The sequence below is a fragment of the Candidatus Hydrogenedentota bacterium genome, assembly GCA_018005585.1.
Lineage (GTDB): Bacteria > Hydrogenedentota > Hydrogenedentia > Hydrogenedentales > JAGMZX01 > JAGMZX01.
In genome coordinates this window covers 20,256-42,060 of record JAGMZX010000038.1, presented here as the reverse complement: position 1 = coordinate 42,060, position 21,805 = coordinate 20,256, and the positions used below count along the sequence as shown (strand labels likewise).

Below are 21,805 nucleotides of genomic sequence, written 5' to 3'. Positions count from 1 at the left end.
GCGGCGTCTCATCGACCAGCACGATCTCGCATTCGGGCAAACCCTGCCCTTCGCCCGCGCCTTCACCTTCGCCCTCGCCTTCACCTTCGCCCTCGCCTTCACCCTCGCCCTCGCCCTCACCTTCGCCCTCGCCCTCACCTTCGCCCTCGCCCTCACCTTCGCCCTCGCCTTCACCTTCGCCCTCGCCTTCACCCTCACCCTCACCCTCACCCTCACCCTCACCCTCACCCTCACCTTCGCCCTCACCTTCGCCTTCGCCCTCACCTTCACCGCCCTGCAGGTTGAAAACCGCCGTGAGTTCCTTGTCGGCATCCATCACGATAGACCACTTGCCAAGCCACGCGCCCCACTGGACCTCATCGGCGTCGGGTCCCGTCCAACCTGCGAACTCGCTCAACCCGGAAGGTATTGGGTCCAGAAACACAGTCTGTTCGTCGTCGTAGTAAGGCAGGTCCGGATCACGGAGAACCATTCCGAGCCCGGTTCCCGCAGTGCCGATGTTCAAGGTCCAGCCGGATGTTTCCCCTTCCCCCTCGCCTTCACCACCGGGCGGGAAGGAGACGGCCGGTTGATTGAAGGCGAGATCCTGTGGACCCTGCACGGCGTTCCAGGGCAGTTCGAGCAGGGGCAGGTCCCAGCGCTGGCCAAGCACTTCAATGAAGATCGTGGGATACGCAATGACCGTGATGCCGATCTCAGCGTATTCATTATACGCGGCATTGGCGCTGTACCCTTCGGGCGGCACTGTCACCGGCGTGGTTTGCCCTTCTTCAATAAACGTTGCGCCATCGGACATGGCAATGGACTCGCAGGTCAGCGAGCCGTTTGCGCTGACCGAGGCGTCCACGGCGGCGCCCGCGGACAGGGGCAGCCAGTCCGGCCACCAGTCGATGCCGCCGAGGATCAGGCTGGCCAAATCCAGCGAAAACAGTTGGGAACGCGGCGTGTCGTCAGACAGATACGATGTGTCATCCAGCAAATAGGAATTGAATGAGTCCTCGTCTTCCGCCAGCAGGTCGAAATTTGGGATATAGGGCAGGTCCAGGACAAAGGGGTCGACAATCCCGATATCGATGGCGACCCTCGCGAACAATTCCGCGCCGAAATTGAAACCCCAGATTCCTGAAGCCGCGCCCACACCCAGCATGTTGTTGGCCAGCGTCATCTCGCCCGAGATGTCCGCCCCGTAGTTGTAGCCCGCTTCAAACCGAATGCGCACCTGGACCGGGAAACCGCCCGGCTCTTCCGTGCCGCCGCCCGGCCACCAGCCCGAGTCCCACCCCAAGTCGACCGTGTCCACCGAGGCGGCGAAGTGCACCCCCGCGGCTGCGGCGCGCGCGGGGTCTTTTGCCGCAGCGCGCCGGGCGTCTTCCCTGTCGCCGCCGGGTGGCAGCCCCGGCGCGGCCGGAGCGGCCGGAGCGGTATAGTCATACACCTGAATCAATGCCTGACCGGAGGGATAATCGAGGCGTATGAGCAGGGGACGCGGCCCGTCGGCAGTCTGCTCCTCGACACGCCGTTCGCGATACACGACCTGGCCGCCGTGGTAAACGGCGGCCTCGAACGGCGCGCTTCCGGCCGGCAGGCGCCATTCCATCGTGCCCTGCGCCCACGCCTTGCTCACAACGCTCTGTCCGTTCTCGCGTTGTGTCGGCGCCCCTGCGGCAAGCGCATCGGCCGCGGCCATGCGGTTCAGCGACGTAAAACCGGGGCAGCCCACACCCGGCTCACCTGTCCGCAACAGGAGGCGGTCGAGCCCGGTCTCCGCACCGAAACGCAACACCTCGACCGAGCCCCGCTGCCGCGCCAACTGTTCCAGGGCGGCGTCCGGCTGCGCCGCGCCCCCAGCGATACGCGCCGTATACACCAACGCCTCTTCCGCTGCGAGGGTTTGCGCAGCCCCTATCAGGAGAAGCAGCGCAAGAATTGACATCACACTGACAGGTCTGTTCATGAGTGCATCCCTTCTGAAATGCGAAACCTCAGCCACAATGCATATTCTAGAATTACGGGTTTTTCGCTCTTTTCCAGCCTAACCTAACGCTACCATATATGACCAAAATCTGTCAACGAGGGTGAGCAAATCTTTTACCCGCCCGCCGCGACTGTTATAATACGCTCCTCCAAATCGAGGTTGCCCGTGGCTCTTTTGCACCGATATCTCCTGCGGCAAGTCGGCCCGCCGGCCCTGATCGCTTTCGCCGTAATCGCGTTTCTTGCGATGATAGCCGGACTACGCGAGCAGGTCGCGGACCTGCCTCTGGACCAGGTCACTTTGGGCGATCTGACCCGCTTGTCGTTCCTGTCCCTGCCCGCATTGATTGGGTATATTGTGCCGATCACGTACATGATGGGCATCTTGGCGGGTTTCGGAGCCTTGGCGCAGCGGAATGAGTTCGTATCCATGAAGGCGGCGGGTATTCCGATGCGGCGGATCATCCTGCCGGTTATCGGCTTGGGCGCGGCGTTGAGCGCAGGCTGTTTCCTCGTCCAGGACCAGATGCGTCCGTGGGCCGTAAGACAAGCTATCAGTATGATTTACAGCGATCTGCCCTTGCGCGCGTCCATTGACCTGCTGCCCGCCGGGGTCATGCACCAGTTCGCGGACTGGCGTGTCTACATCGGCAGCAAAGACGCGCGCACGCGCACCTTGCGCGATCTCGTTATCCTCCGCCCGGAACAGAACGGGGAGACATCCGCGTTCTATGCCGACAGCGCACAGCTGGTCCGGGAACCCGGCGGTAGTACGCTGGTCCTGACGAACGGCTCGTGGATTCAGTCCCGCGGCGCGGACCGGGTCATGCACGCCGAATCGCCGCGGATGGAGTTGTCGGTGCCCAAGCTGATGCCGAAGGAGCCGAAACGGGAGCGCGAGGCAATGACCCTGCGCGAGCTGTTCGGCCATGAGGCGGAACTCGCGCGCGTCTATGCGGAGACACAGGCGTTGCCGACATACGCCGAGTTGATGCGCGACCGGGGCGAGATCAGCAACCGGTTCTCGCTGCCGCTGATGTGCCTCGCGGTGGGCCTCGTAACGACGCCGCTGGCCGTGCGTTCGCCACGTTCGGGGCGTTCCTTCGTGTTCGGCGTGGGCTTTCTTGTGCTCATCAGTTATTTCACCATGAATCGCCTGTTCGAGCCCGCGTCGCTCATGCCGCTCTATCAGATCATCCTGATGGGCCAGGCGCCCAATATTGCGCTGGGTCTTGCGGGGCTCGTGTTCGTGTGGCGGGTGGACCGCATATGACGTTGCTCGACCGGTATCTGACGAAACGGCTGTTCTTTACGCTCGTGAAGGTGGCCGTGGCGCTGCTGCTGATCGTCATCGTCGTCGACCTGCTCGCAACGCGGCGGCGCCAGATTGAAAAATACGACGTGCCGTGGAACCTCGTCCTGGATTACTACATGGCCTTCGCGCCGGCGGTGCTCTTCAAATACCAAGCGGCGGCCATCGGCATGCTGCTCTCCGGGCTGGTCGTGTTCGGGCGCGCGGCGCAGGACAACGAGGTCACGGCCGCGCTTGCGGGCGGCGTGTGCCTGCGCCGGTTCGTGCGCGCGCCGCTGTTGCTGGCGCTCGCGTTGAGCGTGGGCACGTTTTTCGTCTGCGACACGCTCGGCGTCGCGGCATTCCGCCGTTTTGAACGCCTGGACAATGAATATTTCCGGCGTTTCGCCCCGGGTGAACGCCAAGGTGTGAGCTGGACCAATCTGTCCGGCGAGTGGACCGCGCATATCCGCAAGTTCAACCGCCGTGCCCTGACAGGCGAGGGCGCCATCATCCATTCCATCACGCCGGAACGGGTGCAGGACATTCAGGCCAAGCGCATCTTCTGGGACGAACAGCGCCAGCAGTGGCTGCTCGAGGACGGGCGCTGGTTCGATTTCGACCGCGCCGCCCAGCTCGAACGCACGACGCGCATCACACAGGCCCCCGCGCCCTTCACCGAGGCGCCGGAACGGCTGTTCGCGCTGGACGAATCGCCCGAGTCGAAATCCGCCGCAACGCTGCGGCGCGATCTGCGCCTCGCCCAAGGACTGGGCATGCCGGTCCAGGCGCAATGGGTCGACTATCACGCCAAGTTCGCGCAGCCCGCGCTGCTGTTCATCATGAGCCTGCTGGCGGTGCCCTTCGCCATGCGCGTGCGCCGCGGCGGCATCGCGGTCAGTTTCGGGCTCAGCATCGCCATCGGCCTCGCGTACATCTTTCTGTTTTTCGTCGCGACCGGACTCGGCCACATCCAGCAACTGCCGCCCGCGGCCGCGGCGTGGCTGCCGAACGCGTTGTTCCTGGGCGCGGGCCTGTACTTGTTTCGCAAGACGCCCACGTGAGCCCCGGCGGAATCCCGGGCGGCGCGCGCGTGTTTCCCCGGTTTTGACGTCTTGCCGCCGCAGGATGCGTCCGGCAGCGAAAAAGGCGAAGAAGGATACGCGTTATGGCTGCAGCACATCGCCTGTTCCTGGCTGCGTTGTTCAACGTCGCGTTCGGCGCTGGCGCGCGATGCCAGGACTTGCCCGTCGAGGCGGAAGTCCCCGACTTCACCCTGACCGCCACGAACGGGGCGCCTTTCAGCAAGGCCGATCTCGACGGCAAGGTTTGGGTCGCCTATTTCTTCTTCTCCACGTGCTCCGGACCGTGCCCGGTCATGAACCGTCAAATGGCCGCAGTGGCAGAAGAATTCAAGGGCGCACCGTCCGTGCATTTCGTGGGGTTCAGCGTCGACCCGAAGGGGGACACGCCGGAGCGGCTCGCCGCGTATGCGCAGCAGTTCGACGCGGACACAAGCCGCTGGCATTTTCTCACGGGCGACCTGGAGGTCATCAAGCGTGCCGGCGTCGCGCTCAAGGTCGGAGCCGCGGACGAGCCCATCTTTCACAGTACGCGCTTCATCCTGGTCGACCAGCGGGGCCGCGTACGGGGCTATTACACGGGCACCGACGCGGAGGCCGTCGCGCAGTTGAAAGCCGGTATCCGCCAGTTGCTGAAAAGCGGGCGCGGCCTTTCGCAGCTACCGAAGGTGAACGCGATCCTGAACGCGGCCGCCGCGTTGTTCCTGCTTTCGGGCTGGCTGGCCATCAAACGCATGCGCGAACCGGAACTCCACAAGAAGATGATGATCGCGGCGCTTCTGTGTTCCGTTGCTTTTCTTGTCTCTTATCTCTACTACCACGCCCGGACGGGTGCGCGTACGCCATTCGAGGGGGAAGGCGTCCTCCGCGCCGTGTACTACTTTATCCTCTTCACCCACATCCCGCTGGCGGGGCTGATGGTTCCCTTTATTCTGGCCGCCGTGGCGTTCGCGCTGCGCAAACGCTTCGACGCTCACGTGCGGATTGTACGATGGGTCTGGCCGGTCTGGATGTACGTGTCGGTCACCGGCGTGCTGATTTATCTGATGCTGTACCGGCTATAGCGCCGCTGGCCTACGCGATTTCATCGCCGACGCCGCGCCGGTCTTTCTCCGCGGCCGCCTTGCGAACCCCGCCGTGTCTTGCGCCCGATGCAGCGGCGCGGCCCGCGCCGCGCTTGAGCGCATCGCGCAGCCCTTCCGCCACGGCCTCGCGCACGGCGGCCCGCAGCGCGGCGTCGCCGTTCCCCTCCGCCGCGGGTCTCCCGGTCTTTTCGCGCGGCTCCAGCAGGAGTGCGTCGGGCGCGGAGGCGGGCGCGTGGCCGCCACTGCCGAGGCCGAGCAGATGCGCGGCGATTTCCGCCGCGCGCAGCTGCGTGGCGTCATCGCCGTGCAACAGCTTGTCCAGCACAACGCTTTTCACGAGTTCGGCATTGAGGGTCTGGTCAGGCACGGGCCGGTCGTCGTAGAGACGCGGCAAGGCAGGCGCGCCCAGCAGCGGCTGCAGACATTCCTGGCGCGCGGCCTCGATGTGCGGGTTGCCCGGGTAGTCCTGCAGCAGCGTATCGAGCAATGCAAGGGCTTCCGCGTACCGGTGCGCGTTGTAGAGATCGACCGCGGCGGCAAATTTGCGCCACGATTCCTCGCGCGGCTCGCTGACCCGTTTCGCCACCGCGCGCTGCCAGCCCAGCAGCCCGCTGCCAGCGCGGCGCTCCGCCACGGGCGCGGCTTCCCGCGCGCGGGTGTTGGACGCTTCAATGCGGATTTCCGCGCCGCAGCTCGGACACAGCCCCACCTTGCCCATCGCGGAAGCGGGCACCAGCATCTCCTGGCCACAGGCGCAGGATAAGGTCAACTTCTCCACGGCGTGCTCCAGCATGGGCGCGGCGTTACCGGTCAGGAACCAGGCCCCATGAACCGCAAGAGGGCATCCACCATCGCGTCTTTTCCGCTCTTCTTGCCCACCTCGCGGGGCGGCGGCGTCTCCCGACCGGGCGGTTCCTCGCGAGCCGGTTCCGCCTGCATGCCGCCCCAGATGCCTAAGGCCTCGGCCATGCTGCCGGATCCGTCTTTGCGCTGCGGCTCGGCCACCTGTTCCGGCGCGGGCGCGGCCTCGCCCCCGGACACCGGCTCAGCTTCGGGTGATGGCTCCGGTGCGCGCGCGCGCGTGAACTCCGGCTCAAGCCCGGATTCCGGCGCGGTCTCGCGCTCCGGTTCCATCACCGACAATTCCGCTTCCGAGACATCCTGCCCCCATCCGGCCAGCACGTCGGCCAACAACGGTTCGGACGCGGCGGGTTCCGCTTCCGCCGCGGTCTTCAGGTCCGGGGCGGGGCCGGACGGTTCCTCCCGCATGACATCCGGTTGCGGTTCCGCTTCGCTTTCTGTTGCGGCGTCAAGAGACGGCGCCGGCGGCTCACCGCCGGGCACCGGCGCAGGTTCCGGTCCCTCTCGTCCCCACGATTCGAGCACGGCGGCAAGGTCATCCGGCGTCACATCCGCCACCGCCGCGGGCGTTTCCGGCTCCTTGATGGGTTCTTGCTCGAGCGGCGGGCCGAGTTCGAGTCCCAGGTTTTCGGCACGGGCCGCCGCGGCCTCGACGGCGGGCCCTTCTTGGATTTCCGGCTCTTGCGTTGCATCCGCGGCCTGCGGTTCGGGTTCGGGCGCGGCGAACGGTTTGAGGCTGTCAAGCTCCCACGGCAACGGCTCCTGCGCAGGCTCCGAGATCCGCTCTTCGACGTACTTGCCCAGCAGGCCGGCACGAGCCTGCGTCTGCTGCACGCGGCCTTCGAGCGCGCGAATACGCGCCTCGGAACGGATTTGCGCCGCGCGAGCCTCGGCCAGTTCCTCCGTCAGTTTCTTCACCTGACGCGCATTGTAGGCGGCCCGCGCTTCCGCGGCCTCGACGGCGAGCCGCGTCGACGCGAGTCTCGCGGCAAGTTCGCTGTCCGACAGGTCCTGCAGCAGCGCCGGAGACACCTGCGCCCCCGCGGGCTTGGCCAACGCGCCCGCGGCGGCGCTGGTACGCAGTTCCGCTTCCATGAACCACGTTTCCAAGGCCGTAAACTCCGCCGGGGAGCTCTTTCCCGGCGGCGCGGGCGGCGCGAAAATACCCAGGTCCTGCAGGCCGGGTTTTGGGGCCGTAGCCGGAGGCGCTGGGGCCGAAGCGGAAACACGGTGCGATTCTGCCTGGCGCAAACGCGTCTCAGCGTCGCGCAGACGCGTTTCAAGTGCGGCGCGCGCTTCCCGTTGCTCTTGTAGTTCGGCGCGCAACCGCTGGATCTCGCCCTGCACGTCCGTCATCGCGGGGCGGGCGCTCCTGACCGCTTTTGGCTTGTCTTCGTGCGCAACGGCCTCCGGCGCGGCGTCAGGGGCAGGCGCGGCTTCCGCCGGCACGGCGGCGGGCGCCGCCTCAGCGGCAAACAGGTCCGCGCCGGGTTGCGCCGCAAGAGCCTTGGAACCTGCCTTGCGCCCGGCGGCCGTCTTGGGGGTTCCCTTGCCGCCCGAAGCACCCTTGTCCTTCTTCTTCTCTTTTTTCTTCTTCCCGGGGCGCTTGTTGGCGGCGACAGGATGCATGCCCCCCAACACATCGTCAAATTCGCGCATCGCCTCGTCCTCGATTCTGGCCGTTTCTTCGCTGCATGCTAAGACAGCCGCGCGGTTCATTTCCAGATAGCGCGACGCAGCTTGTTTCCGCTCCCGCGGCGTGTTCCCTCGGGTGCAGTGTAACACATCCGGACATACAATGATAAGAGCCTGTTGTGCCTGCGCCGCCGCCCCGCTTGCGGGCGCGGCGTCGTAGCCTTACACTGACAGCGCGGCGCCGCCGCCGCATCAGGCAGGAACGTTCCCAATGACCAGCGACACGCAACCGGATGACGCCCCCGATGTTTCCTTTGTCGTAATCGGCTACAACGAAGCCGCGACGGTCGGGGCGTGCCTCCGTTCCGTGCGTGAAGCAGACCTCGACGGTCTGCGCACCGAAATTCTGTACGTGGACGGCGGCTCCACCGATGGCAGCGCGGATATCGCGCGCCGCGCGGGCGCGGACCACTGCCTGGGCGGCGAACGCCGCCGTCGTGCCGCCGAGAACCGGAATCTCGGCCTGAGCCACGCCTCGGGTCAATTCGTGCAATTCCTGGACGGGGACATGCAACTCGCCCCCGGCTGGATCCGGGCGGGCATGGAAGCGCTGGAAAAACACCCCGAGGCGGCGGCGGTCTGGGGCCGCATGCGCGAGGTCAATTCCAGTATTTACTACCGTGCGCTGCAACTCGACTGGGAATTCCCCGAAGGTCCGAGTCTGTATTGCGGCGGCGCGGCCCTGTTCCGGCGCGCCCCGCTCGCCGAGATCGGGGGATTCCCCGAGGACGTCGCCTATGGCGAGGAACCCTACCTGTGCTGGCGCATCCGCAATGAGCTGCGCATGCAGGTGCTCCATCTGCACGCGCCCATGGTCGAACACGACCTCGCCTACCGCGGGTTGCGCGACTACCTGCGCCGCAACGTGCGCTGCGGCGAGACCTACGCGGAGATCGCGGCCCGTTGCCGCCACACCGCGGACCCGCTGTGGGCGCGTGAAGTCCGCGGCCTTCTCGCTTGGGTGGCGGCCGCGGCTGCGGCGATGGCCCTGCTGATAACAGGCCCGTGGTATGCAAGCGCGGCCATTCTCCTGCTGATACCGGCGTTGCTGACGCGCAAGACGATACAGTTCCTGCGCCGGGGCAACTCCTTCGCCGTGGCGCTGCTGTATGCGCTGCACACCTACACGAGCAAATTCAGCATCGCGTACGGCGTGCTCCGCCACTGGTTCCGCCGCCGCGCCGCGCGCGAATCGCGACTGCGCCGCTAGCGCGCGGGGGAGGCCGCCCTCGGCGCGGGTGGCGCGCGGCGCGGCGTTCCTGCTATCATGGTTCCGTTCCAGTCTCATGCCCGTTTCCGGGTGTGTTGCCGCACTTCCAGGGCAAGCGTAACAAGTACGTTTCCACGAAAGGAGCTACATCAGTGGAACAGCGCATTTTCAATTTCTCGGCGGGGCCGGCCGTGCTGCCGCTGCCGGTGTTAGAGCGGGCTCAGGCTCAACTCGTATCCTATCCGGGTGCGGGCATGTCGGTGATGGAGATGAGCCACCGTTCGAAGGCGTTCGCCACCATTCATGAGAACGCCAAGGCGAATATCAAGGCGCTCCTGGGCCTGCCGGACAGCTATCGCGTGCTCTTTCTCGCGGGCGGCGCCACCATGCAGTTCATCATGCTTGCCATGAATTTCCTCGGCAAGGACAAATCGGCCGACTATATCCAGTGTGGCTCCTGGGCGAACAAGGCGATGAACGAAGCGAAGCGGTTCGGCGCGGTGCGCACCGTCTGGAGCGGCAAGGCGGAGAACTACGTCCGCATGCCGAAAAACGGGGAGCTCGACCGGGACCCGAACGCGGCCTATCTGCATTTCACGTCGAACGAGACCATCCAGGGCACGCAGTTCCCCGAAGAGCCCGACGCGGGCGCTGTGCCGCTGATTTGCGACGCGTCGTCGGATTTCCTGTCGCGGCCGATCGCGGCCACGAAGTACGCCATGATTTACGCCGGCGCGCAGAAAAACGCCGGACCTGCGGGCATGGCCATCGTGATTCTTCGTGAAGACATGATCGCCCGCGCGCCGGAAGGATTGCCATCACTGCTCGATTATCGTGTCGCCTCCGATAATGACTCGCTCTATAACACGCCGCCGTGTTACACGATTTACATGACGGGCCTCGTCACGCAGTGGCTGAAGGACGACATCGGCGGTCTGGAGAAAATGGCCGCGATCAACCAGGCCAAGGCGCAATTGATCTATGACGTAATCGACCGGAGCGGAGGCTACTATAAGGGTCACGCGCTGCCCGGCAGCCGTTCGCTCATGAACGTGACCTTCACGCTGCCAAACGCCGAACTCGAGGCAAAATTCGTAGCCGAGGCGAAGGCCGCGGGCATGGACGGCCTCAAGGGGCACCGTTCCGTCGGCGGCTGCCGCGCCTCGATTTACAACGCAATGCCGCGCGCTGGCTGCGAAGCCTTGCACGACTTCATGGTCGAGTTCCAGCGCAAGAACGGCTGACAACCGGCTATCTCCGGGACACCGGTCTCCTGCCCCGCGCTTATGCGCCCTGTGCTACACTGCGGGCGTAAACGCAATTCCTTCTTGTACGTCGCGAGGCTCAATGCACGGCATGCCGGAAAACAGGCGCGAAGCACCCTCTGACGGCGCGCCCGATTCATGCGGGACGCCGCTTTGCGTCGCCATGCTGGGCGCGTTTCCGCCCCAGGCGCAGGGTGTGCAGGACTACTGCCGCGAAATCGCGCGCGCGCTCGCGCGCCTGTGCCGCGTGCACGCGCTGGGGTTCAAGCGCATGTATCCGGCGTTCTTATTCCCCGGCGTGAAACAGGCGATGGACCCGACGAAGGCGCTCTTGCAGGAACCGAACCTCAGGGTCGAGCACCGGCTCACGTGGTACAACCCGGCGGGCTGGCTGCGCGCGGGCCTGCTGACCGGGACCGACGTATTCCACGCGCAATGGTGGAGCTGGCCGCTGTGGCCCCCAACGTGGACCATCGCCCGCGCCATGAAAATTCGGGGAAAGCCGGTGGTGCTCACCGTGCACAACGTGTTGCCCCACGAACCGGACAAGAACTACCTGCGCGCCACCCGGTCTATCTGCAAGTTGGCGGACCGGGTGCTCGTCCACAGCGAGATCAATCGTGCGCAACTGCTTGAACATTACCGCTTGCCGCCGGAGAAGGTGTTCCAAGTCGCGATGGGCCCCTGCATGCCGGATGCCCGACCCGCGGACAGGGAAGAAGCCTGCGCGACGCTCGGGCTGCCGCCGGACCGGCGTTACGTACTGGTCTTCGGCACGATTCGCCCGTACAAAGGCGTGGAGGACCTGCTGCGCGCGTTCGCGCTGCCCGGCTCCACGCGGAGCGATGTCCACCTCATCATTGCGGGCAAGCCGTGGACCTCGTGGGCGCCGTATCAGCAAATCATCGACGCGAACGCGCTGCGGGACCGTGTCCATCTTTTCCTCGACTACATCCCGGAAGACCGGTTGCGGTTCTTTTTCGCAGCCGCGGACCTGGTCGTGTTGCCCTACCGTCATTTCGACGCGCAGAGTGCGGTATGCGCGACGGCCATGCCGTACCGCAAACCTCTGCTGGTGTCGGAAGCGGGCGGCCTGCCCGATTGGGTGGACCGGGACCCGAACTGGCTCGTGCCGCCGTCTGCGCCCGAGGCGCTGGCGCGCCGGATCGAGGCCTTTTTCGCGGACGCACGTGGGCAGACAGCGTTGTTCGCCGAACTCTCGGGCCGCGTCCTGAAGCGCTTCTCGTGGGAAACGATTGCGCAGGAACACCTGGCGGCGTATCGAGAGCTTATGCGTGCCACGAGCACTGCCTGAGTCGCCTTGCCTGCCCGTTACTGCCTGCGGCTCATGCCCTCCGCAACACCGCCAATTGATTGCAGCCCCATTGAAATCTGCGGTAATGCTCGAGCGTCAGCCCGAATTCACGGGCCAGCAACGCCAGCCTGCGCTTGTTGTAAATCACCACATGGCCGTGGGCGGCGTCCTTGCTGAACAGGCCGAGCGCGGCGCCGATGCGATGGACCACGTCGTTGCCAAACGGCGTGGGCGTCGTGATGACCAGCCGTCCCTCGGGCTTGAGCAGGGGCGCCAGCTGCTGCAGCAGGTGCTTCTGGTTGTAAACGTGCTCGATGACGGCGACGAGCAGAATCACATCGAATTGACCGCACCCCGCAAGCGGGTCCGTGTCGAGGTCACGGACGAGGAAGGTGTGGCCTGGACATTGCCGCCGCAATGCCGCGACGCGGGCGTCCGTATGTTCGATCCCCGTGTAAGACGTGATGTGGGCGCGGCACGTCTCGAGTATGAGGGCGGGGCCACAGCCCACGTCGAGCACGTCGCCGCGAATATAGGGCGCGACCATGCGCAGGCGCTGCCGTTTTATCGTGTTCGAAAGCAGTCCCATGTCCGAAGGCCCCGGGCTCCATCCAACCGGCGCGAGTATATCACGCTGGGTTCGCGGAGCAGCGGGCATCTTGCATATAATCGGCCCCATGGGCTCCATCGTGGCATGTAAAACCCTTGCGCGTTGTTATCCGTGCTGTATTCAGGAGGCCGTTGTGAGCACCTTTCGCGGAATATCGCGGCGTGGCGCGGGCGTGTTGGCCGCGGCGATGCTGCTTCATGCGTGCGCCACCCTGGGCGGCGGGTATTCGGGCGCCGTGTTGCAGGCGAAGGACAAGGTTGCCCCCGCGCTCGTGCACATTCGCCCGGTCAAGGAAGTCTTTCTGCGCGGCCAGCGCGAGGAAATCCTCATAGTCGGCAGCGGTTTCATTATTTCACCCGACGGCTACGTAGTCACGAATGAACACGTGGCGGGCGAGGCGAAATTCGTGAAATGCGTGCTCAACGACAAGAACGAAGTGGAGGCGGAGGTGGTGGGCGTGGACCCGTACACCGATATCGCCTTGCTCAAGCTGAATGTGGGACATCCCCTGCCCTATGTGCGGCTGGGCGATTCAGACAGGCTCGAGGCCGGCCAACCCGTATTGGCCTTCGGCAGTCCGCACGGTCTCGCGCGATCGGTCTCGCTCGGAATCGTCAGCGTCACGGACCGCTATCTCGAAGAATCCGAGCTCGGGGCCGAACCCTATCACAACTGGATCCAGACGGACGCGGCGATCAATCCGGGCAATAGCGGCGGGCCGCTGGTGAACTTGAACGGCGAAGTTGTCGGCATCAACGCAAAGGTCTTGCGCGGGGCCGAAAACGTGGGTTTTGCAATCCCAATCTCCGTGGCGAAAGCGGTCATCGCGCAACTCAAGGAACACCAGTGCGTGCGCCGCGCCTGGCTCGGCCTGTCCCTGCAGGAAATGCTCGCGACCACGGACGACCCCGCGCAGCGCGGCGTTGTCATTGCCGACGTCGACCCGCTCGGCCCCGCCGAGGAAGCGGGCGTGCGGCCGGGCGACGTGTTGACCGCGATCAACGGCGCACCCGTTCATGCCCGGTTCGCGGAGGACCTGCCCGCGTTGCGCCAGCAGATCGCCGCTCTGCCGGTCGGCGAATCGGCGCAGCTTACGCTGCAACGGGGCGGCGAATCCGTTTCCATCGGCGTCGTGACGGAAGAGCGCAGCGCCCTCAAGGGCGAAGAAGTCGCATTCGCGGAATGGGGATTCACGGCGGTCGCGCTGACGCCCGCGGTAGCGCGCCGGGCCGGACTCGACGCGAGCAAGGGCGTGCTCGTCTCGGGCACGCAGCCCGGCAGCATCGCGCGCAACGCCGGCTTGAACGACGGCGACATCATTCTCGAGTTGGACAAGCAGGAGGTCTCCTCGCTGGCGCAGTTCCAGGAGGGATACCAGGCGCGGGTCGCGTCGCGGCAGCCCTTGGTACTCCTGTTCGTGAAGCGCGGCGCGCTCACCCGCTTCGTATTGGTCGAACAGGACCGGGACGCGGGAGCGGCGCCGCAACCGCCAGAAGCAATCACGGAGACGGAATAGGCATGAAGCGGCACGCGAAATACGCCCACAAACCGTCCCGCGCGCGTACGGCCCCCGTGTGCATGCTGCTCCTGTTATCCGCGTTTGCGGCGCGGCCTCAACCGGACGGATTTGTCCAGCCGGCGTTGGAAGAGTTCTACGCCCGGCTCACCCCCGCCATCGGGATCGTGCGTTACGCGGTCGAGGTCACCAACCCCAATACGGGGGAGATTACGAAACGCGACAACCTCGCGCTGGCGCTCGTTGTGTCTCCCGATGGCCTGGTCATGACCCACGGCCACATGGTCCTTGAGAATGCGCAGCCGTTCAACATCAGGGTCACCCTCGGCCGGGGCGATAGCGAACAGGAGTACGAGGCCGTGCTCCTCAAGAAGCCCGACGATGTCAACGTCGCATTCCTGCGGCTCAAGTCCGCCCGGGCTCTCAACCTCCCGCATGTCAGGTTCGCGCGGGGCGTCTCGCTCGCGCTGGCGCAGCCCGTGGCACTGTTCGGCCTGCTTGGCGAGCCGTTCGATTACGCCCGGTGCCTCATCGAGACGCGCATCGGCGCAATCCTGGACAAACCGCGCACCACCTACTGCCTGGACGATGCCGTCCGTTATGGTTTCGTCGGGGCGCCCGTAGTGGACACGGCGGGCCGCGTCGTGGGCGTCGTCGGGTTCGACCTGAATCGCGCCGAGGGCGGCGACCTTTACGTGCGCAGCGGTCACCCGCTTGTGTACCAGACGGACCTGTTCCAGCGATATCTCGACCACCCGCCGAGTGAAACGGAAATCGAAACCGCCGAGGAACATGCCTGGTTCGGCGTATTCACGCAGCCGCTGACCGACCGGTTTGCCGAATACTGGAACTTGCCGGCCAGCGGCGGACTCATTATCAGCACGGTGGTCCCGGGATCGCCCGCGGCACAGTCGGGGCTGCGCGCAGGCGATGTCATCGTGGAATTCGACGGCACGCCGATCCGGGCGAAGCTTGACCGCGAGGTCCTCGGTTTCACGAAACTCGTGCGCGAGGCCGGGGCGGGACGCGAGCTCCCGGTGAAGGTCCTGCGCGACGGGCAGCCGCTCGAGCTCAAGACGGTGCTCGGAACGCGGCCCCGCAGCGCTCAGGAAGCGGGCGAATATGAGGATCCCCACTTCGGGCTCACCGTCCGCGAATTGACAACCGACGTGCGCATCGCGCTGAACCTCCCGGAAAACGTCGAAGGGGTCATCGTTCGCCGCGTGAAATCGGGCAGCATTGCCCAGCTGGCCAAAATGCGGCCCGGCGTCGTCATCCTCCGTTTCGGAGGCCACCTGATAACGAACTTGGCGGATTTCCAGGCCGCCGTCGAGAAAGCGGCGGCGGAAAAACCCCCGGAGGTGGTGGTTTTCGGACGGCTCGGCCCGGCCACCGGCTTTTTCCGGCTCGAACCCCGCTGGGAAGAGCGATGACCCGGCTGCGCGCGCTCGCAGGCGCCGCCGCGGCGGTTCTGGTTGTTTCCGCGTGCGGGCATGACCGGAAGAGTGCCGCATTGCTCGAGCAGGCGGACGCGATACTCTCGGCGAATCGGCCCGCGGAGGCCCTGCCGCTCGCCAAGGAATACCTGCTCCGCCATCCGGACGACGCGTCAGCCCATTATCTGCTCGGCGCGTGTTACCGGGCCGTGTCCCCGCCCCAACTCACCCTCGCGGACGGCGAACTCGAGACGGCGCTCGCCTGTTTCGAACGAACGGGCCGTCGCGGCGCGCTGAAACGCTTCGATAATGACCGGGATTTCCAGCTGTTCGCCCACCGCGGCCGGGCGCTGGTCGCCTTTGCCTGGTTGCACAGGGCGATGGACCGCGGTGTACGCAGGGAATACCTGGTCAAACTGGCGGGCCAGTGCCTTGCGCATGTGGACGCGGGCTTGCGGCTCGACCCGAAGCACGCCGAACTTCAGGAAATGAAGGAAACGCTCGAAGTCCTCCTGAAGAAGCGCCCCCCCGAGTCACGTCCCGCGCCGCCCGCTCCGGGTATTGCGGTGTAGCGCGCTTCCGGGGCCGGGGCCGGGCGTCCGGGGGAAACCCGCATTGGAAATATTGACCCGGATTGCCGGGTTGCTTATTGTAATGTGAGATTGTCGGCGGAACCGTCAGACGATGTATCAGGGCGGGCCATCGCCCAGGGGATAAAGGAACCGTATGAACGCGGCGGAACTATTCGTAAAGTGTCTCGAAGCAGAGGGCGTCAGGTATATTTTCGGCCTTCCCGGCGAGGAAAACGCCCATTTCCTGATGGCGCTCGAGGATTCGCCCATCGAACTGGTCCTCACGCGCCATGAACAGGGCGCCGCCTTCATGGGCGAGACCTACGGCAAGCTGACCGGCGAGGCGGGCGTTTGCCTCAGCACCCTGGGACCGGGCGCCACCAACCTCGTCACAGGCGTGGCCAGCGCCAACATGGACCGCGCACCTATGGTCGTGATTACCGGCCAGGCCGACCTGCAGCGGCAGCACAAGGAAAGCCACCAGTATTTCGACGTTATCTCGATGTTCAAGCCCATCACCAAGTGGGGGGCGCGAATCGTCCATCCCGACAACATCCCCGAGGTGGTGCGGCGTGCATTCCGGGTCGCCACGCGGGAAAAGCCCGGCGCCTGCCACGTCGAACTCACCGAGGACGTCGCGGCCATGGCCGCGACGAAGAAGCCCCTGAAACGCAGCTACCTGCGCCGCACCGTCGCCGACGACAAAATCGTGGACATCGCGATGGAGGTGCTCCGCTCCGCGGAGCATCCGGTCGTCCTCGCTGGCAACGGCGCGATCCGCACCCGCGCCAGCAAACAACTCCGCCTCTTCACCGAACTCACCGGCGTGGGCGTGATCAGCACCTTTATGGCCAAGGGCTGCGTCTCGCGCCAGGCGCCCGAGTGCATCTTCACGATGGGGCTCCAGACCAAGAACCTCGCCAATGCCGCCATCGAAGCCGCGGACCTCGTCATTACCGTGGGCTATGATCTGGTCGAATACCCCCCGCGCCTCTGGAACAAGTGGGGCGACAAGAAGATCATCTGCATCGACTTCCTGCCCGCCGAGGTGGACCAGAGTTACCAGCTCGACGCGGAAGTCATCGGCGACGTCGCGCACACGCTCTGGATGATAAACGAGCGGCTGCGCGCGAACCCGCTGCGTTTCGACGTGCCCCGGCAGCGGAAGACCCGCGAGATGCTACTCCAGCTTTTCGCCGAACACAAGGATGACGACACCGAGGGCGCGATCCGCCCGCAGAAAGTGCTGTGGGACGTGCGCCAGGCGCTCGGGCCGCGCGACATCCTCCTCAGCGACGTAGGCTCGAACAAGATGTGGATCGCGCAGTACTATCATTGTGATGAACCCAACACCTGCCTCATTCCGAACGGCTTCTGCTCCATGGGCGGCGCGCTGCCCGGCGCCATTGCGGCGCAACTGGTGCACCCGGACCGCAAGGTGATGGCCATCTGCGGCGATGGCGGTTTCCTGATGAACGTGCAGGAACTCGAAACCGCGGTCCGGCTCAAGATGAACATCGTGGTCATGGTCTGGGTGGACGACGGCTACAATCTCATCGAATGGAAGCAGAAGAACGAGTTCGGGCACCACACGAACCTGTCGTTCGGCAATCCCGACTTCGTGCTACTGGCCGAGAGTTTCGGTTGCATGGGCCTGCGCGTACCGAACGCCCGCGACCTCGCGCCCGCCATGGACAAGGCCTTTAACGCCGGGAAACCCGCGGTCATCGCCGTCCCCATCGATTACCGGGAAAACGACCGGCTCATGGACCAACTGCGCATCGTCGTCTAGCCGTCGAGGAGGAGCCATGCCCCTGCTGAAGGATGTCTACCCCTACTACCTGGCGAATGAGCCGAAGCAGCCGAACGCGGACCTCGCCGTGCTCGACAAGTACACCGGCGAAACCGCCACGCGCGTGGCCATGGCCGATGCCTCCGCGATCGACGCCGCCATCGGCGCGGCCGCGAGTGCCGCGGAGCCCATGCGCCAGATGGGCGCCTACCAGCGCCAGGCCGTACTCGAACACTGCGTCGCGCGGTTCAAGGAGCGCTCCGAGGAACTCGCACACTCGCTCTGCGTCGAGGGCGGCAAGCCCATCAAGGATGCCCGGGGCGAAGTCTCGCGCCTCATAGACACCTTCAAGGTCGCGGCCGAGGAATCCGTGAACATCTCCGGCGAAGTGCTCTCGCTCGACCGCAGCGCGCGCGCCGCCGGCTATTCGGGCATGTGGAAGCGCGTGCCCGTCGGCCCGTGCTCGTTTATCTCACCGTTCAACTTCCCGCTGAACCTCGCGGCGCACAAGGTCGCCCCCGCGCTGGCCGTGGGCTGTCCCTTCGTGCTCAAGCCGGCGAGCCTCACCCCGCTCGGCGCGCTCATCATCGGCGAAGTACTCGCCGAAACCGGCCTGCCCAAGGGCGCGTTCTCGGTCCTGCCCTGCCGGCGCGACGGCGCGGACCTCTTCACCACCGACGAACGCTTGAGACTGCTCAGTTTCACCGGCTCGCCCGAAGTCGGCTGGGACCTCAAGGCCCGCGCCGGCAAGAAAAAAGTCGTGCTCGAACTGGGCGGCAACGCCGCCTGCATCGTCGACGCGGACACAAACATCGACGACGCCGTCGACCGGCTCATCATCGGCGCGTTCTACCAGTCCGGCCAGAGCTGCATCAGCGTGCAGCGCATCATCGCGCACGAGGACATCTACGACGAACTGAAGACGAGACTCGTGGCAAAGGCCAAGGCGCTGAAGGCAGGCGACCCGAAGGACGAAAGCACCTTCATCGGTCCGGTCATCTCCAAGAACGAGGCCGACCGCATGGAACGCTGGGTGAACCAGGCCGTCGCGGCGGGCGCCACGCTGCTCTGCGGCGGGGGCCGCACCGGCAACCTGCTCGAAGCAACCCTGCTCGAAAACGTGCCGCGCCAGCAGCCCATGTACGCCGAGGAATTCTTCGGCCCCGCCGCGCTGCTCACCCCGTTCCGAGACTTCGACGACGCCCTCGCCGAGGTCAACGACAGCAAATTCGGCCTTCAGGCAGGCGTGTTCACCCGCGACCTCCACAAGGCCATGCGGGCATGGGACACCCTCGAAGTCGGCGGCGTCGTGATCGGCGACGTGCCCTCCTGGCGCGTCGACCACATGCCCTACGGCGGCGTCAAAGACAGCGGCATCGGCCGCGAAGGCATCCGCTACGCCATCGAAGACATGACCGAAATCCGCCTGCTCGTCATCCGCAAGAGCTAGAAACTATCCCAGGACTTGATTCCTGCCGTTTACGTGATGTGAGCGGTCTGTTCCGGGCGCGCGTCACGGGCATCCTGGTTTTGTCGCAACGGTCAATCGCCGCAAAGCGTGGTGCTCCAGACGAATTCGCCGCGGTCCTTGTCGCCGGTCACGAGCGGAGGTTCGTCCGCGCTGGCCCGGTCCAAGACTTCGTCGTCCGTGATGCTCGGACCCGTCTCCCCCACGCACGGGACGGCATGGCCGTCCTCTCGCGACCGTGCAACGGTCCGGGCATCGACACTTCCGTCAGCGGCGAGGTTCACGCTATTGGCCAGGCAACGGGCCCCGCGGCTGGTCGGCGCCACTCAGCCGCGCTGCTTTTGCCGTCGGGGAAATCGGCTTTGTTGGGCTGTGCATCTGAAACGAGTGTCTACGCATGACCGTCCGTGTCTGGAGACTCGCGTTCAAATTCATCATTGTCCTCTGAGGTTGGCGGACGCATATATTCCGGACACACGATATGGCCAGGTTCTGTTCCCTTGAGCCAACACCCAGATATGTTGAAACCAGCGACTTTTCCAGATTCCAACCATGTGTATTTAATGATTGGCCCAAGTGGTTGTGCAACTATGGCCACGTCGGAATCTGGCTGGTTTGGAGCGCACCGGAAGCCATGCTCCGATAGTTCTTCGAGCAGGTTGTTGACTTCAACTGGGTTCATGAATGTGAAACATACAAGATGTCCATCCTCCAGTGCTGGACGGCATACACGACGAAAGCGGCTCATGCCCCCCGCGAAGCGGTCCTGAATAAGGTCCTTGCGCAGGTAAATTCCGAAAAAATCACAGACAATTGCCATATTCATTCTCCAGCCCAACGGCCCCGCGGCTCAGCGCCATGCCGCAGGCCCGTCCGTTCGAGCCGCGTGTTCGGAACGCCGCAGGCGGGCCGACCACAAGGCTCCACACGCATGTTCGACTTTCATAATTTGTTGAGGGCGGCATCCAGTGTTGCTTTGACCCTCTTCTTTTCAATCTCCGGATCTACCCGCTGGATGTACTCCACGGCCGCCAGATCGTCTCCGCGTTTCCGATTCTGACGCGGCTCAAGTGCCTCGATAAGAATGGCCTCCAAGGCCGGAACCAGGTTTGCGGAATCATAGTTCTTTGGCAACGATCCAAGCGTGCCGGCTTCGGAAACGGGTAGAAGGCCGAACCATGAGAAACGGTCCCACCTGGCGGACATCCGGTCGATCGTGTGTTCGTATAGCCGCCGGCCAAGCGGTCGCTCCGTTGTCCGTCCCACATAGATGACTTCGCGGCCATCGTACAAGAGATAGATTCCGATTTGCTTGCGGAAATCCACGGGGGTTGCCCCGATTTGTTGCATGCCAAGCAACTTTGGATTAGGTCCCCATTCGATGGCATCTTTGCGCCAGAACATTCCGAATGAGGAGATGATTTCATACTGATCTTCCTCATCCGATTCTGGCACATCCGGGGCTCCCTTCTTGGGCTTGACCATGGGTTGCGCCCCGCTTGATCTCATGGCGAATGTCCCTTTTGCCACACGTACGTATGGACAGGAATCACCGTCATGCTTGATGGAGGCGGAAATCTGCGCGTTGACAGTAGCCGCTGGAGTGGCACCGAGCTTTTGGCGAAGCCCTTCCGCAATGATTCTCTCCGTGATCTCGTTGTAGTGGAGCGGAGTAGGCGATGCCGTCAGTACTTTGTCTATCGCATTTCGCCAGGTCGATTCGGTCGCCATATGGTTTCCCTCTTTTTCAATCGAACGGCCCCGCGGCTGACCGGCGGGCCGCTGGCCCGCCCGCTCCAGCCGCGTGTTCCGAACGCCGCAGGCGGGCCGAGCACAAGGCTCCAGACGCGGGGCCGTTCAGACGGCCTTCCGCGGTCGTCTGAACACCCCGCGGCTTCACAGGCGCCGGTCCTCCGGCGTCCTCCGGAAGCCGATGTCGGCCACACGTTATGATATTGACTTGCGGGATCTGTCGCCGACGCCCAAGAGCAAGGCAGGAACAGAGATATCTTCATCGAGATCATCCCAGTGCAAGCCTGTTCCTCCTCCACTAATCACATACTTCATCCGTTCCGAAGGCGCGGCGTTGAGAAGACGGGGGAAATAGGCAAGGGGAACACCGAGCGTACGGCCGTCCTCCAAATCCACCCACAGGTTGTCCTTGTCGAATCTGACCTGCCTTGCCAGAGCATCAGACACCAAAGTGCTCATTCCAATACCTCCGAATCAGTTCACGGTTCTCGATGGCAACGGCGAGTAGCTCGCGCAGCTCGCCAGAGGTCAACCCGTACGCACGTGCAACCCCGGGTTCTGGCTCCAACCAGAACTTTGCGACGTGCTCCGCCTTTCGCACGTGGATGTGCAAGGGCTCCAACGGGTCCCCTTCGTTCGAGTGAAAGAAGAACCCGAACCCCTGATATCTTAACACCACAGGCATGACATCATGTTACATTGTGACGACACGGAAGTCCACGCCTCCGCTCTGGCCAACGGCCCCGCGGCTGATCGGCGGGCCGCTGGCCCGCCCGCTCCAGCCGCGTGTTCCGAACGCCGCAGGCGGGCCGAGCACAAGGCTCCAGACGCGGGGCCGTTCAGACGGCCTTCCGCGGTCGTCTGAACGTTCGGGTTCAGCC

General features: G+C 64.7%; 20 protein-coding genes. 11 read left to right on the top strand and 9 right to left on the bottom strand.

Annotation, left to right across the window (positions count from 1 at the left end; all coding sequences use genetic code 11):
- The coding region (locus KA184_08775) for a hypothetical protein (GenBank protein MBP8129664.1) at positions 1–1,954 on the bottom strand (1,954 nt) is incomplete at its 3' end.
- Between the two features lie 186 nt (positions 1,955–2,140).
- Between KA184_08775 and KA184_08770 the strand changes: the two genes are divergently transcribed.
- From KA184_08770 to KA184_08760, 3 genes are all read left to right on the top strand, one after another.
- Positions 2,141–3,247, top strand: a complete 1,107-nt coding sequence (locus tag KA184_08770; protein ID MBP8129663.1) for an LptF/LptG family permease — start codon at positions 2,141–2,143, stop codon at positions 3,245–3,247.
- Complete coding sequence (locus KA184_08765) at positions 3,244–4,329, top strand: LptF/LptG family permease (protein ID MBP8129662.1); 1,086 nt, start codon at positions 3,244–3,246, stop codon at positions 4,327–4,329. The genes KA184_08770 and KA184_08765 overlap by 4 nt, the downstream gene beginning before the upstream one ends.
- Before the next feature lie 104 nt (positions 4,330–4,433).
- Positions 4,434–5,411, top strand: coding sequence for a DUF420 domain-containing protein (locus tag KA184_08760; protein ID MBP8129661.1), 978 nt, complete (start codon positions 4,434–4,436; stop codon positions 5,409–5,411).
- 10 nt (positions 5,412–5,421) lie between these two features.
- On the opposite strand, the gene KA184_08755 is transcribed toward KA184_08760, so the two are convergent.
- On the bottom strand, positions 5,422–6,210 hold the full coding sequence (locus tag KA184_08755; GenBank protein MBP8129660.1) for a hypothetical protein: 789 nt from the start codon (positions 6,208–6,210) through the stop codon (positions 5,422–5,424).
- 32 nt (positions 6,211–6,242) lie between these two features.
- Entirely contained in the window at positions 6,243–7,952 is a 1,710-nt protein-coding gene (locus tag KA184_08750) for a hypothetical protein (protein ID MBP8129659.1), read from the bottom strand.
- 247 nt (positions 7,953–8,199) lie between these two features.
- Between KA184_08750 and KA184_08745 the strand changes: the two genes are divergently transcribed.
- The 3 genes from KA184_08745 to KA184_08735 all read left to right on the top strand — a co-directional run bounded on the left by KA184_08745 (position 8,200) and on the right by KA184_08735 (position 11,778).
- A complete protein-coding gene (locus tag KA184_08745; GenBank protein MBP8129658.1) occupies positions 8,200–9,198 on the top strand; it encodes a glycosyltransferase family 2 protein in 999 nt (332 codons plus the stop codon).
- A gap of 152 nt (positions 9,199–9,350) precedes the next feature.
- Entirely contained in the window at positions 9,351–10,442 is a 1,092-nt protein-coding gene (gene serC / locus KA184_08740) for a 3-phosphoserine/phosphohydroxythreonine transaminase (protein MBP8129657.1), read from the top strand.
- A gap of 112 nt (positions 10,443–10,554) precedes the next feature.
- Positions 10,555–11,778: a glycosyltransferase family 4 protein gene (locus KA184_08735; GenBank protein MBP8129656.1), complete on the top strand. Its 1,224-nt coding sequence runs from the start codon at positions 10,555–10,557 to the stop codon at positions 11,776–11,778.
- Positions 11,779–11,809: 31 nt separating this feature from the next.
- Here KA184_08735 and KA184_08730 read toward each other — a convergent pair whose 3' ends face one another.
- Positions 11,810–12,367: a class I SAM-dependent methyltransferase gene (locus KA184_08730; protein MBP8129655.1), complete on the bottom strand. Its 558-nt coding sequence runs from the start codon at positions 12,365–12,367 to the stop codon at positions 11,810–11,812.
- A gap of 154 nt (positions 12,368–12,521) precedes the next feature.
- On the opposite strand from KA184_08730, the gene KA184_08725 reads away from it, so the two are divergent.
- From KA184_08725 to KA184_08705, 5 genes are all read left to right on the top strand, one after another.
- A complete protein-coding gene (locus KA184_08725; GenBank protein MBP8129654.1) occupies positions 12,522–13,904 on the top strand; it encodes a trypsin-like peptidase domain-containing protein in 1,383 nt (460 codons plus the stop codon).
- A gap of 2 nt (positions 13,905–13,906) precedes the next feature.
- Positions 13,907–15,337 (top strand): PDZ domain-containing protein, encoded by a 1,431-nt coding sequence (locus KA184_08720; protein ID MBP8129653.1) that lies wholly within the window; start codon positions 13,907–13,909, stop codon positions 15,335–15,337.
- On the top strand, positions 15,334–15,912 hold the full coding sequence (locus KA184_08715; GenBank protein MBP8129652.1) for a hypothetical protein: 579 nt from the start codon (positions 15,334–15,336) through the stop codon (positions 15,910–15,912). Before KA184_08720 ends, KA184_08715 begins: the two co-directional genes overlap by 4 nt.
- Positions 15,913–16,066: 154 nt before the next feature.
- A complete protein-coding gene (locus tag KA184_08710; GenBank protein ID MBP8129651.1) occupies positions 16,067–17,704 on the top strand; it encodes an acetolactate synthase large subunit in 1,638 nt (545 codons plus the stop codon).
- Positions 17,705–17,726: 22 nt separating this feature from the next.
- Positions 17,727–19,154: an aldehyde dehydrogenase family protein gene (locus KA184_08705; protein MBP8129650.1), complete on the top strand. Its 1,428-nt coding sequence runs from the start codon at positions 17,727–17,729 to the stop codon at positions 19,152–19,154.
- 92 nt (positions 19,155–19,246) lie between these two features.
- Here the strand turns inward: KA184_08705 and KA184_08700 are convergent, their stop codons facing one another.
- From KA184_08700 to KA184_08680, 5 genes are all read right to left on the bottom strand, one after another.
- Positions 19,247–19,498, bottom strand: coding sequence for a DUF5615 family PIN-like protein (locus KA184_08700; GenBank protein MBP8129649.1), 252 nt, complete (start codon positions 19,496–19,498; stop codon positions 19,247–19,249).
- A gap of 65 nt (positions 19,499–19,563) precedes the next feature.
- Positions 19,564–19,992 (bottom strand): hypothetical protein, encoded by a 429-nt coding sequence (locus tag KA184_08695; protein MBP8129648.1) that lies wholly within the window; start codon positions 19,990–19,992, stop codon positions 19,564–19,566.
- A gap of 122 nt (positions 19,993–20,114) precedes the next feature.
- Entirely contained in the window at positions 20,115–20,903 is a 789-nt protein-coding gene (locus KA184_08690) for a hypothetical protein (protein MBP8129647.1), read from the bottom strand.
- 216 nt (positions 20,904–21,119) lie between these two features.
- Positions 21,120–21,383 carry a DUF2442 domain-containing protein gene (locus tag KA184_08685; protein ID MBP8129646.1) on the bottom strand — a complete coding sequence of 88 codons (264 nt, stop codon included), beginning with the start codon at positions 21,381–21,383 and terminating at the stop codon, positions 21,120–21,122.
- A complete protein-coding gene (locus KA184_08680) occupies positions 21,364–21,609 on the bottom strand; it encodes a DUF4160 domain-containing protein (GenBank protein MBP8129645.1) in 246 nt (81 codons plus the stop codon). The genes KA184_08685 and KA184_08680 overlap by 20 nt, the downstream gene beginning before the upstream one ends.
- Between the last annotated feature and the right edge of the window lie 196 nt (positions 21,610–21,805).

Excerpts from the sequence above, each read along its gene's own strand:
- KA184_08715 (MBP8129652.1), top strand. The coding sequence starts at position 15,334 with ATGACCCGGCTGCGCGCGCTCGCAGGCGCCGCCGCGGCGGTTCTGGTT.
- KA184_08730 (MBP8129655.1), bottom strand. The coding sequence starts at position 12,367 with ATGGGACTGCTTTCGAACACGATAAAACGGCAGCGCCTGCGCATGGTC.
- KA184_08750 (MBP8129659.1), bottom strand. The coding sequence starts at position 7,952 with ATGCGCGAATTTGACGATGTGTTGGGGGGCATGCATCCTGTCGCCGCC.
- KA184_08735 (MBP8129656.1), top strand. The coding sequence starts at position 10,555 with ATGCCGGAAAACAGGCGCGAAGCACCCTCTGACGGCGCGCCCGATTCA.
- KA184_08680 (MBP8129645.1), bottom strand. The coding sequence starts at position 21,609 with ATGCCTGTGGTGTTAAGATATCAGGGGTTCGGGTTCTTCTTTCACTCG.
- KA184_08760 (MBP8129661.1), top strand. The coding sequence starts at position 4,434 with ATGGCTGCAGCACATCGCCTGTTCCTGGCTGCGTTGTTCAACGTCGCG.
- KA184_08710 (MBP8129651.1), top strand. The coding sequence starts at position 16,067 with ATGAACGCGGCGGAACTATTCGTAAAGTGTCTCGAAGCAGAGGGCGTC.
- KA184_08690 (MBP8129647.1), bottom strand. The coding sequence starts at position 20,903 with ATGGCGACCGAATCGACCTGGCGAAATGCGATAGACAAAGTACTGACG.
- KA184_08765 (MBP8129662.1), top strand. The coding sequence starts at position 3,244 with ATGACGTTGCTCGACCGGTATCTGACGAAACGGCTGTTCTTTACGCTC.
- KA184_08695 (MBP8129648.1), bottom strand. The coding sequence starts at position 19,992 with ATGGCAATTGTCTGTGATTTTTTCGGAATTTACCTGCGCAAGGACCTT.
- KA184_08720 (MBP8129653.1), top strand. The coding sequence starts at position 13,907 with ATGAAGCGGCACGCGAAATACGCCCACAAACCGTCCCGCGCGCGTACG.
- KA184_08685 (MBP8129646.1), bottom strand. The coding sequence starts at position 21,383 with ATGAGCACTTTGGTGTCTGATGCTCTGGCAAGGCAGGTCAGATTCGAC.
- KA184_08745 (MBP8129658.1), top strand. The coding sequence starts at position 8,200 with ATGACCAGCGACACGCAACCGGATGACGCCCCCGATGTTTCCTTTGTC.